Raw genomic sequence first — 14,822 nt, 5'->3', positions numbered from 1 at the left:
CGGACCGGCGGGAGTAGCGTGCGGCCGTGACGACGCCGCATCCTGCTCCCCGCCCGGCCGACGGCGACGCGGCGGCGGTGCACGGCGCCGGTGCGCCGCGCTCACCACGGCAGACCCGCAGCACTCCCCCGGACGCGGGCACGCCCACGAGGGTCTGGCTCGTCGCGTCCCTCACGGTGCTCGGTGTGGAGCTCCTCCGTGCCAGTGGCCCGCTGCTGGACCGCTGGTTCGCCGTCGGCACCGCCTCGGCCGCCGTGGCCGCCATCGGCACGTACGCGGGTGCGGGCGTCGTCGCAGCGGTGCTCCTGCTGGTCACCGGCAGGACGTCCGGGGTGCCCGGCGGACGGACCCTGCTCGTCGGCGTCTCGGTGCTCGCCGCCGCGCGGCTGGCCCTCCAGGCTCTCGACGGGCTCGCGCTCGACGTCGCCGGGCTGCTGACGGTCGCGCTCGCGGTGGGGGTGCTCACGCTCGCCGTGGCCTTCGTGGCGGGGCGCCCAGCGGGTGGCCGGCAGGCAGCGGTCGGGCTGGTCGTCGGCACGGGGCTGTCCGTGGGTCTGCAGCTGGTGCTGGGCACGTGGGACGCCGTGTGGCGGTCCGGCGGCGTCGGCTGGCTGGTCGCCGCCCTCGTCGCGCTCGCGCCGCTGGGGGCGGCCCGCGCGCTCGTCGGCCTGCACCAAGGACCCGCGCTCCTGGCCGACATCGAGGCGACGGGGCGTCCCCGACGGCTGTGGGCGCTCGGTCCGTACCTGGCGCTCGTGGCGATGATCCTCGCCAACCCGGCGTTCGCCGCGTCCCAGTCGGGCGTCGCGCTCGGGGTCGCCGGGCTCGTGCTCGTGGTCGCCGGGACGGTGGGTGCCTGGCTCCTCCTGCGCCCGGACCCGTGGCCGGCCGCCGTCCGCGTCACGTCGGCCGTCGTGCTCGTCGCCGGCACGGCCGTCGCCCTGCTCGCCACCGGTCCGGCCGCGCTCGTCGCGGTCGCCGTGGTGGAGGTCGTCGTGGGCATCGTGCTCACCGGCACGCTCAGCGCGCACCGACCCGCGCCCCGGGGGATCGCCCGCACCGCCGGCGCCGTCGCACTCACCGGCCTCGGGGTGATCGGCCCGCTCCTGCTGTACATGCTCGACTACGACGTGCCGCTCCGGGTCGACAACGCGTGGGTCATGGTCGCCGCCGCCCTCGTGCTCGCGCTGACGGGGCTCCGCCGCCGCACCCCCGGCGCACCGAGGACCCCGCACGAGCGGATGCCCGCGCGGGTCAGCTCCGTGCGGCTGCTCCTGCTCCCCGCGGTCGTGCTCGCGCTCCTGGGGCTCGTGCCGTCGACGACGAGCACCACCGGGTCGTCCGTGCCGGAGCGTGCCGCCGGCGACAGCCTCGCCCTCGTCGACTGGAACCTGCACTACGGCGTCTCGCCCCTCACCGCCGTGGACCTCGAGGCTGTCGCCCGGACCATCGAGGCGCAGCATCCGGACGTGGTGACCCTGCAGGAGGTCGAGCGGGGCTGGATCCTGGGCGGCGGCGCGGACGTCGCGACGTGGCTCTCGCACCGGCTCGGCATGACGATCAGGTTCGCCCCCGCGGCCGACCACCAGTTCGGCAACGCCGTGCTCGCCCGTTCCGGACTGACCGACGTCGTGGTCCATCCCCTCCCCTACGGCGCGGGTCCGCAGGACCGGTCGGCGCTGTCGACGACGATCACGACCGCCACCGGGCACCCCGTCCGCGTCACGTCGGTGCACCTGCAGCACCGCGCCGAGAACACCGCCACCCGGCTGGAACAGCTCGAGACCCTGCTCGCCGCCGAGCCGGTCACCGGGCCATCCGTCCTGGCGGGCGACCTCAACGCCGTGCCCGGCTCGCCCGAGACCACGCTCCTCGAGGACGCCGGCTGGGTCAGCGCGATCGACTCCGTCGGCGACCCCGACGCCCTCACCCAGCCCAGCACCGGGCCGACCGAGCGCATCGACTGGGTGTTCGGGCAGGGCGTGTCGTTCGCGTCGGCGGCCGTGCTCACCGACCCGCGCGAGTCCGACCACCTGCCGCTCGTCGTCGTCCTCTCCGTGCCCTGAGCCGGCGGGCGGCCCCGGGTGGGCCGTGAGCCGCACCGACGGGGCCTCAGCGGCTCTCAGCGGGCTCGGCGGGCGTCCGTGGCCCCTCGGTGACGCGTTCCCCGGACGCCGCAGGGGCGCACCTCCCGGCGGATGCCGAGGGGTACGCCCCTGCGTCGTGCACGTCGGTCCCCGGGGGGAGGGGACCGACGGGTCAGCGCGGGGCCATCACGGCCCACGTCAGACGACCCACGACGCCGTCGGCGACGAGGCCGTGCGCCCGCTGGTACGCCTGCACCGCAGCACGCGTCCTCGGGCCGAAGATGCCGTCGGAGTTCGCTCCGACGATCCGCTGGACGATCCTGACCGGCTCGCCGCGGGCACCGGAGGAGATGCCCCGGTTGATGACCGACTGCGGGATCGACGCCGCGGACACCGGCGCCACCGCGGTGCGGCCGTTGGCCGCGTCCACGAGCGCGGCCCACGTGAGCCGGCCGACGACGCCGTCCGCGACCAGGCCGTGGGCACGCTGGAACGCGCGGACCGCGGCGGCGGTCTGCCGGCCGAAGATCCCGTCAGGCGTGACGCCGACGACGTTCTGGATGATCGCGACGTACGGGCCGGTGGCGCCCACCGAGATGCCGTGACGGATCACGTCGGCCGGGATCGCGTCGATGCTCAGCACGGGCGTGGCCGGCGGGGCCGGTGCGGCCGACACGACGTCCCACTCGTAGTCGAGCCGCTCGGAGCGCGCCCCGTCACGGACCGCCGAGACCATGATCTTGTGGTGGCCGAGGGCGAGGTCGGTCAGCGTGAACTCCAGGCCGTCCACCGACACCACGTCGGCGTACTGGGCGCCCTCGGGCAGGTCCAGGACGTACTCGACCGTCGAGCCCTCCGACGCGGCGAACGCGAAGCGGGCGCTCGTGGACGTCGTCGACGCGTCCGGACGCGCCACCCATGCCACCGACGGCACCGGTGCCTCGGACGGCACGGGGGTCGGCACGGGGGTCGGCTCCTGGGTCGGCTCCGGGGTCGGCTCGGGCTCCGGCACCGGCTCGTACACGACCTCGAAGTCCACGACGAACGGGTCGGACGGGTTGCCTGCCTCGTCGGTGGCGACCACGACGAGCTCGTGGCTGCCGACCTCGAGGTCGTGGACCGTCACCTGCGCGTCGTCGCCGCCGACCGGCACGCCGTCGAAGGAGTACGACCAGGTCGCGCCGGCCTCCGACGCGAAGCCGAACGTGGGCGACTGGCCGTAGAGCACGTCGTCCGAGCCGTCCGGGCCGGAGACCTGCTCGACGGACGGGCCCTCGAGGTCGACGGTGAGCGTCCGGGTGACCTCCGTCTCGTTCCCTGCCTCGTCCACGGACCGCACGACGACGGTGTGGTCGCCGGCCGCGAGCTCGCCGACGGTGAGGTCGCTGCCGTCGACCGTGACGGGGGCGCCGCCGTCGACCCGGTAGGTGACGCCGGCGCCGATCTGGGAGAGCACGACGTACGACGGGGTCGTGTCGTTGGTCCGGGCACCGTCCGGCAGGCCCAGCACGTCCAGCGTCGGCGCCGTGGTGTCGACGGTGACGTCGAGCATCGCCATGAGGGAGCCCTCGACGTCGTTGCCGACGATCTGGATGTTGTGGGCGCCGTCCGACAGGTCCAGCGTCAGGGTGTCCACCCCGTCCGCCCACATCGGCGTGACCTGCACGCCGTCGACCCACACGTCGCGTCCGGTCCGGCCCGGCAGGCTCAGCGTGGGTGTGCTGTCGCGCGTGAGGATCGCGCTCGGGAACGAGGCGACGTCGATGACGAGCTCGTCGACCGGGGCGGCGAGCGCCGGGGTCATCGCGCCGGCGGTCAGCGCCACGACGATGACCGCGCTGGCGGCGGCCGCAGCACCACGCGAGGCGCGCAGCGGCGCCTTGCCCGTCGGCTTCGCGTGGTGGGTGCGGGTGGTGCGTGCAGACATGGAGACGCCTTCCGGTGGGGGGCGGGCCGGAGGGCCCGCACTGCGTCCATCGACCGGCGTCGCTGAGTTACGAGGACTCGGTCGTGTGACGCAGCGCGCACGGGTGGTGGCCGCCGCCGGCCGCGCGGATGCTCGGGTCCATGGACTCCCGGTACCGCCTGCCGTCACGGCCGATCGCCGACCCTCGTGCGGTGGTCCAGGGCGACGGGTTCCGGGTCACGGTCCTCACCGACGGCCTGCTGCGGCTGGAACACTCCCCGGACGGCGGCTTCGAGGACCGGGCGTCGACGTTCGCCCTGAACCGCGACCTGCCGGTCCCCGAGTTCCGCGTCGTCACCACCGAGCGGCACCTGGAGGTCGTGACGGACCGGCTGCACCTGGTGTACGACCGGGGCGCGTTCAGCACGAGCGGCCTGTCGGTCGCAGTCCGTGGCGGGGTGAGCTCGTACCACTCGGTGTGGCGGTTCGGCGAGGACGGCGGCTCGCTGGGCGGCACGGTCCGCACACTCGACGGCGTGGACGGCGCGGTCGGCCTGGAGCCCGGCATCGTGTCCCGCGTCGGCTACGCCGTCCTCGACGACTCCCGGTCCTTCGTCTTCGACGACGGGTGGGTCGCGCCCCGTGACGGGTCCCGCACCGACCTGTACGTGTTCGCGTACGGCCTGGACCACCGCGCCGCCGTCGACGCGTTCCACGCCGTCTCGGGCCCGGTCCCGCTGCTCCCCCGGTGGGCCCTCGGGAACTGGTGGAGCCGCTATCACCGCTACTCGGCCCAGGAGTACACCACGCTGCTCGACCGCTTCGAGCGCGAGGGCGTCCCCTTCTCGGTGGCCGTGGTCGACATGGACTGGCACGTCGTGGACGTCGACCCGTCGATCGGCAGCGGCTGGACGGGCTACACGTGGAACCGCGAGCTGTTCCCCGACCCCGCGGCCTTTCTCGCCTCGGTCCACGACCGGGGGCTGCGGGTCACGCTCAACGTGCACCCGGCCGACGGGGTGCGCGCCCACGAGGAGGCCTACGGGGACATGGCCGCGGCGCTCGGTGTGGACGTGTCAGCCGGTGACCCGATCGCGTTCGACGTCACCGACCCCGAGTTCCTCGCCGCCTACTTCGACGTGCTGCACCGCCGCCTCGAACGGGACGGGGTCGACTTCTGGTGGATCGACTGGCAAGTCCGGCCCCCACAGCCGGGTGACCGGCATCGACCCGTTGTGGATGCTCAACCACTTCCACTTCCTGGACTCCGCGCGCGACGGCCGCCGCCCCCTGACGTTCTCCCGGTACGCGGGCCCGGGCAGCCACCGCTACCCCGTCGGGTTCTCCGGCGACACGGTGGTCTCCTGGGCGTCGCTCGACTTCCAGCCGTACTTCACGGCGACAGCGGCCAACATCGGCTACGGCTGGTGGAGCCACGACATCGGCGGCCACTGGCACGGCAGCAGGGACGACGAGCTCGCCACCCGGTGGCTGCAGCTCGGGGTGTTCTCACCGGTGCTCCGCCTGCACTCGTCGGCGAACGCGTTCATGACGAAGGAGCCGTGGGCCTTCGAGCCGGCCGCCCGCGAGGTCATGACGGCCCACCTGCGCCTCCGGCACCGGCTCGTGCCCTACCTGCACACCATGAACCACCGCGCGGCCCGGGAGTCGCGTGCGCTCGTCGAGCCGCTCTACCACGCGTGGCCCACCGACCCGGAGGCGTACGACGCACCGAACCAGTTCCTCTTCGGCACCGAGCTGATGGTCGCGCCCGTCACGTCGCCCGCCGACCCACGCACGCAAACCGGCCGGGTCCGGGCGTGGCTGCCCCCGGGCACCTGGGTCGACGTGCTCACCGGCCTCGTGTACGACGGCGGGCGCGAGCTCGTCCTGCACCGGGACCTGTCGACGGTCCCGGTGCTGGCCCGGGCGGGAGCGATCGTGCCGCTCGACGCCGCGCCGGTCCCCGGCAACGACCCGATGAACCCCGACGCGTTCGAGGTGCTCGTGGTGGTGGGAGCGGACGGGTCGTTCACGCTCGTCGAGGACGACGGCACGGGCGACGGGCTCGACGAGGCCGGCGTGGCGCGGACCCCCCTGCGGCTCGACCAGGAGCACGGCACCGTGGTGCTCGGCCCGGTCACCGGCAACCTGTCGTGCGTCCCGGCCCGACGCGCCTGGACCGTGACCTTCGTGGCCCTCGACGAGCCGAGCCACGACGTCGTCGTGCGCGTGGACGGCGAGCCCGTCCCCTGCCGGGTCGAGCGGGCCTCCGACCGGTTCGAGGTCCTGGTCGGCCCGGTGGCCGTCGGGGCGACCGTGACGGTGGACGTCGGCCCCGATCCACAACTCACCTCGAACGACGTGCCCGGCCGCCTGTTCGCCGTGCTGGACCGCGCCCAGGTCGAGTACGACCTCAAGCCACGGGTGCACGCGATCGCGACGTCCGACGCCCCACTGGCCGTGCGGGTGTCGCACCTCGTCGCGCTGGGCCTCGACCCGGCGCTCACCACCGCGCTGCTGGAGGTGCTCCTCGCCCGGTCGTGAGGGCGGAGCGGCAGGGTCGGCGAGCCGGACACCATGCGCGGATCGGTACCGACTCGTCATCCGGCTGACGCAGGAACGAGTCCTGGCGGCGACGGCCTGACGCGATACTCGCGTCCATGACCGCCCAGGTCCCCCCCGCCGCGCCCCCCGTCACCGTGGCACGTCGGCGCCGTCCGTCCCACCGGTGGACGGTGCTCGGGATCGTCCTGCTGGTCGTCGGGTCCGCCGCGACGCTCGTCTCGCTCTCCCCCGCCGACGGGATCTGCCGGTTCGTGCCGTGCGACCCGGCCAGCCCGTCCGTGGGGTTCACCGCCGGGACCGACGGCGCGGTCCGCATCGAGTTCGGTCCCCAGGCGGCCCGCCGGGTGGACGAGATCCTCGTGGTGTCCGGGCCGGACCCGGACTGGACGGGCTCGCCGGTGCTCTGGCGCGCGGTGCGGACGGGGCATGTTCCCGACGGGTGGACGGGCACCGTGACACTCGGCCGAGCCCCGGAAGGCTTCGTGGACACCGTCCCGCTCACTGCACCGCTCACGGAGGCCACCGCGGTCGGCGTCGGCAACCGCTGCTACGGCACCCTGTCCGCCGTGCCCGCCGGGCCGCTCCCCACCGACGCGGTGGTCACGCAGTACGAGGAGGTGTCGTCGCTCGACGCCTTCCGGGCCGTCGCCGGGGATCTGAGCCCGTGTCCCGACACCACTCCCCGGCGGCCCTGGCCGCCGGGCCTCGCCGCAGCAGCCCTCGGCGCAGGAACCGTCCTGGTCGTCCTGGTCAGGAGACGGGCGACGGGCCGCGGCCCCTCGACCCCGTGAGCTCAGTCCTCCGACCGGTGGTGGAGCATGCGGGCCACCTCCGCGATCGTGCCCGACATCGACGGGTACACCGTGACGGCCTCCGCGACCTGGTCGGCGGTCATCCGGTGGGTCACGGCGAGCGTCAGGGGGAAGACGGACTCGCTGGCCCGCGGCCCCACCAGGACCGCACCGAGCACGGTCCCGGACGCGGGGTGGGCGAAGATCTTGATGAACCCGTCCCGCACGCCCAGCATCTTCGCCCGCGGGTTGCGGGCCAGCGGCAGCATGCTCACCGCGTAGTGCACACCCTGCGCCTGCAGCGCCGCCTCGCCGAGACCGACGGTCGCGATCTCGGGGGCGGTGAAGATGTTCGCGGACACCCCCCGCAGCGCCAGCGGCGTCACGGCGTCACCGAGGGCGTGCGACATCGCGATGCGGCCCTGCGTCGCAGCCACGGACGCGAGCGGCAGCACGCCGGTCACGTCGCCGGCGGCGTAGATGTTCCGCACGCTGGTCCGGGACACCTTGTCGACCTCGATGTGCCCGGAGGGCCGCAGCCGCACCCCGGCCTCCTCGAGACCCAGGCCGGTCGTCGTGGGGATGGACCCGACGGCGAACAGCACGTGCGACCCCTCGACGACACGGCCGTCGGCGAGCGTGACCTCGACGCCCGAGGCGGTCCGCCGCGCCCCGGTCGCCCGCGACTTCGACAGCACCGTCATGCCGCGGGACCGGAACACCCGCTCCAGCAGCTCCGCCGCGTCGGCGTCCTCCCCGGGCAGCACGCGGTCCCGGCTCGACACCAGCACGACGTCCGCACCGAGCGACGTGTACGCGCCGGCGAACTCGGCGCCGGTCACGCCGGACCCGACCACGATGAGCCGCTCGGGGAGCTGCTGCAGGTCGTACAGCTGCGTCCAGGTGAGGATCCGCTCGCCGTCCGGCACCGCCTCGGGCAGCACGCGCGGCGTCGCGCCGGTGGCGACGAGCACCACGTCGGCGTCGAGCGTGAGCTCCTCCCCGGTCGTCGTGGTGACCTGGACGTGCTGCGCGCCGTCGAGCCGGCCGTGCCCGAGCACCGTGCGGACACCCTCGCGGTCGAGCCGGCCGCGGATGTCGGCGGACTGCGCCGCGGCGAGCGCCTTGACCCGCGTGTTGACGGCGGCGAGGTCGATCCTGTGCCGCACGAGCGTGCCGAGGCCACCGGCTCCCTCGCCGGGCGACCCGGCCATCGGGAGCCCGTCGAGCTGGATGCCGAGCTCGGGGGCGCGGTCGGCGATCGTCATCCACTCGGCCGTCGCGATGAGCGTCTTGGAGGGGACCACGTCGGTCAGCACCGCGGCGCCGCCCAGACCGGACTGCTCGACGACCGTGACGTCGGCACCCAGCCGCCGGGCGACGAGCGCCGCCTCGTACCCGCCGGGCCCGCCGCCGACGATGACGACGCGGGTGGACTGAAGATCCTGGTCGGGTGCGCTCGAGGTGGTCACAAGCCACCATTGTGCCCGCCTGCCCGGGACAGGACGCGGGCTAGCCTGTCGACCATGAGCGACGTCACACGCGGCCCCGAGCTCGACGACCCGCGGACCGACCCGACCGACGTGGCCACGCACGCGGCGATGCACCTGGCCGAGGCGACGGGCGTCGCCCGGCACGACATCGCGCTCGTGCTGGGGTCCGGGTGGGGCGGTGCGGCGGAGCTCCTCGGCGAGACGGTCGCGACGATCCCGAGCCACGAGATCCCCGGGTTCACCAGGCCGGCGGTCGTCGGGCACGTCGGGACCATCCGCTCGATCCGGCTGCCCGACGGCCGGCACGCCCTCGTGCTCGGCTCCCGCACCCACCTCTACGAAGGGCGGGGCGTCCGCCACGTGGTGCACGGCGTCCGGACCGCGGCCGCCGCGGGCTGCCGCGCGATCGTGCTGACCAACGGCTGCGGCGGCCTGAACCCGTCGTGGGGGCCGGGTACCCCCGTGCTCATCAGCGACCACATCAACCTCACCGGCACGTCGCCGTTGGAGGGTGCCACCTTCGTGGACCTCACGGACCTGTACTCGGCGAGGCTGCGGGACGTGGCCCGCTCGGTCGACGCGGACCTCGACGAGGGCGTGTACGTGCAGTTCCCCGGTCCCCACTACGAGACGCCGGCCGAGGTGCGGATGGCGGGCGTGGTCGGCGGTGACCTCGTCGGCATGTCGACCACGCTGGAGGCCATCGCGGCGCGTCACGCCGGCCTGGAGGTGCTCGGCATCTCGCTGGTCACGAACCTCGCGGCGGGCATCAGCCCCGTGCCCCTGTCGCACGCCGAGGTGATCGAGGCGGGTATCGCGGCGGGGCCCCGCATCAGCGCGCTGCTCGCCGAGGTGGTCCGGCGCATCTGACAGTACGTTGGGCCCATGACCGGCGAGGACGCGTGGGCCGCGCTCGAGGCGCGGGTGCAGACCTGGATCGACGACGACCCGGACCCGCAGACGGCCGAGGAGCTGCGCCGCCTGCTGAGGATGGCCAAGGACACCCCTGAGGGGCTCGCGCCCGGCAGGGAGCCCGATCCCACCCAGCGGCAGGCGATCGACACGCAGGCCGCCGCGCGCGCCGAGCTCGAGGACCGGTTCTCGGGGCTGCTGCAGTTCGGCACCGCCGGGCTGCGGGGCCGGCTGGGCGGGGGTCCGCACCGGATGAACCGTGCCGTGGTGATCCGGGCGGCGTCAGGGCTCGCGGACTACCTGATCGGGGAGCTCGACGGCGTCAGCCCGGCGCCGCGCGTGGTCATCGGCTTCGACGCGCGGCACAACTCGGCGCGGTTCGCCCTCGACTCGGCCGCCGTGCTGACGGCCGTCGGCATCGACGTGCTGGTGCTGCCGTGGGCGCTGCCCACGCCCGTCCTCGCGTTCTCGGTCCGCCACCTGGGCGCGGACGCCGGGGTCATGGTCACCGCGTCGCACAACCCCGCGCACGACAACGGCTACAAGGTCTACCTGGGCGGCCGTGTGGTCACCGGCTCCGGCCAGGGGTCGCAGATCGTGCCGCCCGCCGACTCGGCCATCGCGGCGGAGATCGCCCGGGTCCCGTCGGTCGCGTCCGTCCCCCGGGCGGACGCCGGCTGGACGGTGCTCGGCCCGGAGGTCGTCGACGCGTACGTCCAGACGGTGCTCGAGCTGGCGGACACGAGCCCGGAGGCGCTCGAGGCGGCCCGCCGCCTGCGGATCGTGCTGACGCCGCTGCACGGCGTCGGCGGCGAGGTCGCCGCCCGGGTCCTCGCCGGCGCCGGTTTCACCGACGTCCTCGTGGTCCCCGAGCAGGAGGCCCCGGACGCGGACTTCCCGTCGGTGGCCTTCCCGAACCCGGAGGAGCCCGGAGCCATCGACCTCGCGCTCGGTCTCGCTGCCGACGAGGTCGCGGACCTGGTGCTCGCGCTCGACCCGGACGCGGACCGGTGCGCGGTCGCGACCCAGGACCCGCGGGCACGCCAGCACCGCGGGCCGGACACGGCGGGGGCGGACGGCTGGCGGATGCTCCACGGGGACGAGACGGGATCGCTGCTCGGGGCGGCGGCGGTGGCCCGGCTCGAGGGCGACGCGTCGACCGCGGTGGTGGCGAGCTCGATCGTGTCGTCCCGCCTGCTCGGGCGGATCGCGGAGCAGGCCGGCGTCGGCTACGCGCAGACGCTCACCGGATTCAAGTGGATCAGCCGGGTCGAGGGCCTGGTGTTCGGGTACGAGGAGGCGCTCGGGTACTGCGTCGACCCTGCCCACGTGCGCGACAAGGACGGCATCTCCGCGGCGCTCGTGGCCGCCACGCTGGTCGCTCGCCTCAAGGCGTCGGGACGGACCGTCGTCGACGCGCTCGACGACCTAGCCCGCGCGCACGGGCTGCACCTCACCGACCAGGTCTCGGCGCGCCTGGCGGACCGCGACCAGATCGTCGCCTCCGTCCGGCGGATCACCACGTCCCCGCCGGCCGCGTTCGGCGGCTCGCCGGTGACGTCGGTGGTGGACCTCGCGGCCGGCACGGACGACGACCGCGACGGCCTGCCCGCCACCGAGGGCCTGCGGATGTTCACCGCCGACGGCACCCGCGTGGTGGTCCGGCCGAGCGGTACGGAGCCGAAGGTGAAGTGCTACCTCGAGGTCGTCGAGCCCGTGGCCGCCGACGCCGACGCCGCGGCGGTCGGCCACGCGCGTGCGGTGGCACGGCACCGGCTGGACGCGGTCGCGGCGGACGTGCGGGTCGCCCTCGGGATCTGACCGGGGCGGCGGGCCGCGGTCGGCTCCGCGCCGGCGTGGCCCGTCAGCGGGTGCGGGTGCAGGTGAGCTGCGGGACGTTGCGCGCCACGCCTGCGGGACTCGTCCCCTGCAGCCCGAACACCGCCTTCTCGCCGGGCCTGAGGGTGCCGTTGTACGACATGTTCTCCGCCGTCACGGTGGACCCTGACGTCCCGAGCTGCGCGTTCCACACCGCGGTGACCTGCTGACCCGACGGCAGCGGCCAGGACACGGCCCAGCCCTCGACGCCGCTGCTCCCCGCGGTCACCTCGAGCTGCGCCTGGAAGGACGTCGCACCGTCGTTCGCCGGCCACGTGTTGGTCACGACGTAGGTCGCGGAGCACGCGCCCGCAGGTACCGGCTCGGGCGGGTCGACGACGCCCGAGGTGGGGCTCGGCGTCGCCGGCACGACGGGGTCCGTCGAGGGCGAACCCGTGGACGTCGAGGTGCCGCCCGGGTCGGTGCTCCCCGCCGGGTCGGGCGAGCCGCCGGTGGTCGCTGTGGCGTCCGGGGTCGCGACGGACGGGTCCGTCGGTCCCGGCGGGTCGACCGAGAGCGCGGTCGGCTCTCCGAAGGCCAGGTCGGCGGCCCCGAACGGCGCCACCGGCAGGTTGACGTCCGGCGGACCGGCGAGGCCGTCGCATCCCCGGTCGGTGGAGAACGCGGCGTACGTGCCGGCGGTGCACGTGAAGTCGACCACGGCGTCACCACCGACGACGACCGTCCCCCCGAGCCGCGCGCCGTCGTGCACCACGGCCATGTCGCGGACCACGGCCTGCCCGTCGAGCACCGCACCGCCGTCCACCCAGGCCGCACCCTCGACCCGGGCGGAGCCGAGGACCTGGGCGCCCCCGCGGACCACGGCGTACGGCCCCACGTACGCCGTGTCGTCGACCGTCGCGTCGTCGTCCACCCAGCCGCCGCCGTTCGCGTGCAGGTGACCGCCGGCGACCGCGCCGGCGGTGCCGTGCTCCGACACGGTCGCACCCGCGACCCGGAACTCGTACGGGTAGCGCGGTGTGGCGCCGAAGGGTGCCCCGCCCGAGAGCCGGTGCGTGACGGACGGTGTTCCCACCACCACGAGGTACGCCTCGGTCTCACCGTCACGGAGCGTGAACTGGACCTCCTCGTCCTGACCCTCGACGACGGGGCTGTACCGCGGGACACCGTTGCGCAGCGCCACGACCCCGAGGCTCCACCCGGCGTCGGGCGACCCGACGTGACCCTTCAGGCGCACGTGGATCGTCGACATCGGCGCGTCGGGGGTGAGCCGCACCAGGTTGAACCCGTAGTCGGACGGGGCGAACCCGTCGAGCACCTGGTAGTGGCCGGGGTCGTCCGGGACCGCGGTCACCGGCGTCGACCGCCCCGCGAGCAGCACAGGGTCCAGCCGGGACACCGCGTCGAGGATCTGGGCCTGGTGCGTGTAGTCCCACGTGACCGTGCGCAGCGCGTACTCGGCGACGCGCCTGTTGAGGCTGGCCTGGTCGATCTTCGCCAGCCGGCGGTACGTCTCGACCGGCGACTCCCCGTCCCTCGCCCCGCGCCAGAGCCGGCCGAGCAGGTCGCTGCCTTCCCGGTCCGCGAGGTACTGCAGCAGCAGCCACCCGCCGTCACCCGTCCGCGCGCTCGACCACGGCAGCGAGGGCGACCGGACGAGGTCCGACGGGTCGCCGATGCCCGTGTCCGACGTCGCGGTGGCGAGGAAGGCCGCGCTGGCCGCCCGGAACGCGTCGCCCGGGTCGGCGGCCCCCTCACCCTCGGTCGCGGCGAACTCCAGGACGGTCTCCGCGACACCGTGAGCGAGGTCCCACGACGCGTTCGGCACGCCACGCATCGCGGACACCTGCGCGCGGACGAGCCCCACGCCGTCGTCGACGGTGCCGACCGCCGTGCGCTCACGGGACGCCACTCCGCCCAGGGTGACGATCGCGGGAGCGTCCGGGACGGAGCCCGACCACGTGCCGTCGGCGAGCACCACGAGCTTGTGCCTGCCTGCGGCCCCGCGCTCGTCCGCCACCTGCAGCTCGCGCACGTCGGCGGCGTACAGCGCGTCCAGGTCCGCGACGGTTGCTGCGGGGTCGAACCGGAGCTCGGAGGGCGCGTTCCGGGGGTCCTCACCGGCGAGATCACCCCATGCGAGCACCACGTCGTCGCCCTCGAGGGTATGGCTCCGCTGCCACACCGCCGACCAGGCGGTGGGCACCACGACGTCCTTGGTGCGGTCGTCGGCCCGGCTCAACGTCGTCACGACGAGGACGGCCACGACGACGGGCACGAGGAGCGCGGCGACGAGCGTGCCGCGTCGGATCCTGCCCATGCGGCGTGCGTCTCCTCCCGTCGTGGTCCTGCGCACGCCGCGGTCGAGCTCGGGATGAGGCCGGTCGGAGGTCGGGTGCCTGGTTTTCGCGCCCCACTGTCGTCTGGGTGGGGTGCCCGCGTCAATCGTCCGAGCGGTGCCCGAGCGGGTGACGTCTGCCTCAGAAGGGCTCCGCCAGCTCAGTAACCCTCCGCCGACTCGAGCCCGGCGAGCACCGCGGCCGTCCCCGACAGCCCGAGCCGGGTGGCGCCGGCCTCGATCATCGACAGCGCGTCGGCGGCCGTCCGGACGCCACCGGAGGCCTTCACACCGAGCCTGCCGCCGACGGTCTGGGACATCAGCCGCACCGCGTGCACCGTCGCACCGCCCGCCGGATGGAAGCCCGTCGACGTCTTGACGAAGTCGGCACCGGCCGCCTCGGCCGCGCGGCACACGCCCACCACCTGGTCGTCGGTCAACGCCGCCGACTCGATGATGACCTTGAGCAGCGCGGGCGCAGGGGCGGCGGCACGCACCTCGGCGATGTCCGACTCGACGTCCACGTACCGGCCCTCCCGGGCGGCACCGACGTCGATGACCATGTCGACCTCGTCCGCACCGTCACGCACGGCGCGCGCGGCCTCGGTCGCCTTCACGTCGGTGTGGTGCTTGCCCGACGGGAAGCCGCACACCGTCGCGACCTTGAGCCCCGGTGCGGAGGACAGGTCGAGCGGGAGGAACGACGGCGAGACGCACACGGAGTACACGCCGAGCCGCGCCCCCTCCGCGACGAGCGCCGCCACGTCGGCCGGGGTCGCCTCGGGCTTCAGCAGGGTGTGGTCGACGTAGCGGGCCAGGGCGGCCGCGTCGAAGGGGGTGCCGGTCATCGTCGTGCCTCTCGTTCCGATCCGGCCGGGTGGGCCTCTG

The 14,822-nt window shown here is 74.7% G+C and carries 10 protein-coding genes and 1 pseudogene; 6 read left to right on the top strand and 5 right to left on the bottom strand.

Features of this window, described 5'->3' with window-relative positions:
• The first annotated feature begins 26 nt into the window (after positions 1-26).
• On the top strand, positions 27-2,066 hold the full coding sequence (locus ACVW07_RS16840) for an endonuclease/exonuclease/phosphatase family protein (RefSeq protein ID WP_456820366.1): 2,040 nt from the start codon (positions 27-29) through the stop codon (positions 2,064-2,066).
• A 193-nt stretch (positions 2,067-2,259) separates the two neighbouring features.
• Here the strand turns inward: ACVW07_RS16840 and ACVW07_RS16835 are convergent, their stop codons facing one another.
• Together ACVW07_RS16835 and ACVW07_RS16830 are read right to left on the bottom strand one after the other, a co-directional pair.
• The gene (locus ACVW07_RS16835; RefSeq protein WP_456820365.1) at positions 2,260-4,014 is read right to left on the bottom strand and encodes a peptidoglycan-binding protein; all 1,755 of its coding nucleotides are present in this window, start codon (positions 4,012-4,014) and stop codon (positions 2,260-2,262) included.
• 164 nt (positions 4,015-4,178) lie between these two features.
• A complete protein-coding gene (locus ACVW07_RS16830; protein ID WP_456820364.1) occupies positions 4,179-4,709 on the bottom strand; it encodes a hypothetical protein in 531 nt (176 codons plus the stop codon).
• Between ACVW07_RS16830 and ACVW07_RS16825 the strand changes: the two are divergent.
• From ACVW07_RS16825 to ACVW07_RS16815, 3 genes and pseudogenes are all read left to right on the top strand, one after another.
• A pseudogene (locus tag ACVW07_RS16825) lies at positions 4,662-5,126 on the top strand (TIM-barrel domain-containing protein); the annotation flags it as partial. The gene ACVW07_RS16830 and the pseudogene ACVW07_RS16825 overlap by 48 nt on opposite strands.
• Positions 5,127-5,208: 82 nt before the next feature.
• On the top strand, positions 5,209-6,540 hold the full coding sequence (locus tag ACVW07_RS16820) for a TIM-barrel domain-containing protein (protein WP_456820363.1): 1,332 nt from the start codon (positions 5,209-5,211) through the stop codon (positions 6,538-6,540).
• Between the two features lie 116 nt (positions 6,541-6,656).
• Positions 6,657-7,352, top strand: a complete 696-nt coding sequence (locus tag ACVW07_RS16815; protein ID WP_456820362.1) for a hypothetical protein — start codon at positions 6,657-6,659, stop codon at positions 7,350-7,352.
• Positions 7,353-7,354: 2 nt separating this feature from the next.
• On the opposite strand, the gene ACVW07_RS16810 is transcribed toward ACVW07_RS16815, so the two are convergent.
• A complete protein-coding gene (locus tag ACVW07_RS16810) occupies positions 7,355-8,824 on the bottom strand; it encodes an NAD(P)H-quinone dehydrogenase (protein WP_456820361.1) in 1,470 nt (489 codons plus the stop codon).
• Positions 8,825-8,878: 54 nt separating this feature from the next.
• Between ACVW07_RS16810 and ACVW07_RS16805 the strand changes: the two genes are divergently transcribed.
• Together ACVW07_RS16805 and ACVW07_RS16800 are read left to right on the top strand one after the other, a co-directional pair.
• On the top strand, positions 8,879-9,715 hold the full coding sequence (locus ACVW07_RS16805; protein WP_456820360.1) for a purine-nucleoside phosphorylase: 837 nt from the start codon (positions 8,879-8,881) through the stop codon (positions 9,713-9,715).
• A gap of 15 nt (positions 9,716-9,730) precedes the next feature.
• Positions 9,731-11,578, top strand: coding sequence for a phospho-sugar mutase (locus ACVW07_RS16800; RefSeq protein WP_456820359.1), 1,848 nt, complete (start codon positions 9,731-9,733; stop codon positions 11,576-11,578).
• Between the two features lie 43 nt (positions 11,579-11,621).
• Here the strand turns inward: ACVW07_RS16800 and ACVW07_RS16795 are convergent, their stop codons facing one another.
• Together ACVW07_RS16795 and deoC are read right to left on the bottom strand one after the other, a co-directional pair.
• A complete protein-coding gene (locus ACVW07_RS16795; protein ID WP_456820358.1) occupies positions 11,622-13,916 on the bottom strand; it encodes a DUF6055 domain-containing protein in 2,295 nt (764 codons plus the stop codon).
• A 179-nt stretch (positions 13,917-14,095) separates the two neighbouring features.
• The gene (deoC, locus tag ACVW07_RS16790) at positions 14,096-14,782 is read right to left on the bottom strand and encodes a deoxyribose-phosphate aldolase (protein WP_456820357.1); all 687 of its coding nucleotides are present in this window, start codon (positions 14,780-14,782) and stop codon (positions 14,096-14,098) included.
• Positions 14,783-14,822: the final 40 nt, after the last annotated feature.

The sequence above is a fragment of the Cellulomonas sp. URHB0016 genome, assembly GCF_054057935.1.
This window is presented reverse-complemented; position numbering and strand designations above follow the sequence as displayed.

Coding starts and splice junctions, on each gene's coding strand:
- ACVW07_RS16805 (WP_456820360.1), top strand. CDS start 8,879: ATGAGCGACGTCACACGCGGCCCCGAGCTCGACGACCCGCGGACCGAC.
- ACVW07_RS16795 (WP_456820358.1), bottom strand. CDS start 13,916: ATGGGCAGGATCCGACGCGGCACGCTCGTCGCCGCGCTCCTCGTGCCC.
- ACVW07_RS16800 (WP_456820359.1), top strand. CDS start 9,731: ATGACCGGCGAGGACGCGTGGGCCGCGCTCGAGGCGCGGGTGCAGACC.
- ACVW07_RS16815 (WP_456820362.1), top strand. CDS start 6,657: ATGACCGCCCAGGTCCCCCCCGCCGCGCCCCCCGTCACCGTGGCACGT.
- ACVW07_RS16835 (WP_456820365.1), bottom strand. CDS start 4,014: ATGTCTGCACGCACCACCCGCACCCACCACGCGAAGCCGACGGGCAAG.
- deoC (WP_456820357.1), bottom strand. CDS start 14,782: ATGACCGGCACCCCCTTCGACGCGGCCGCCCTGGCCCGCTACGTCGAC.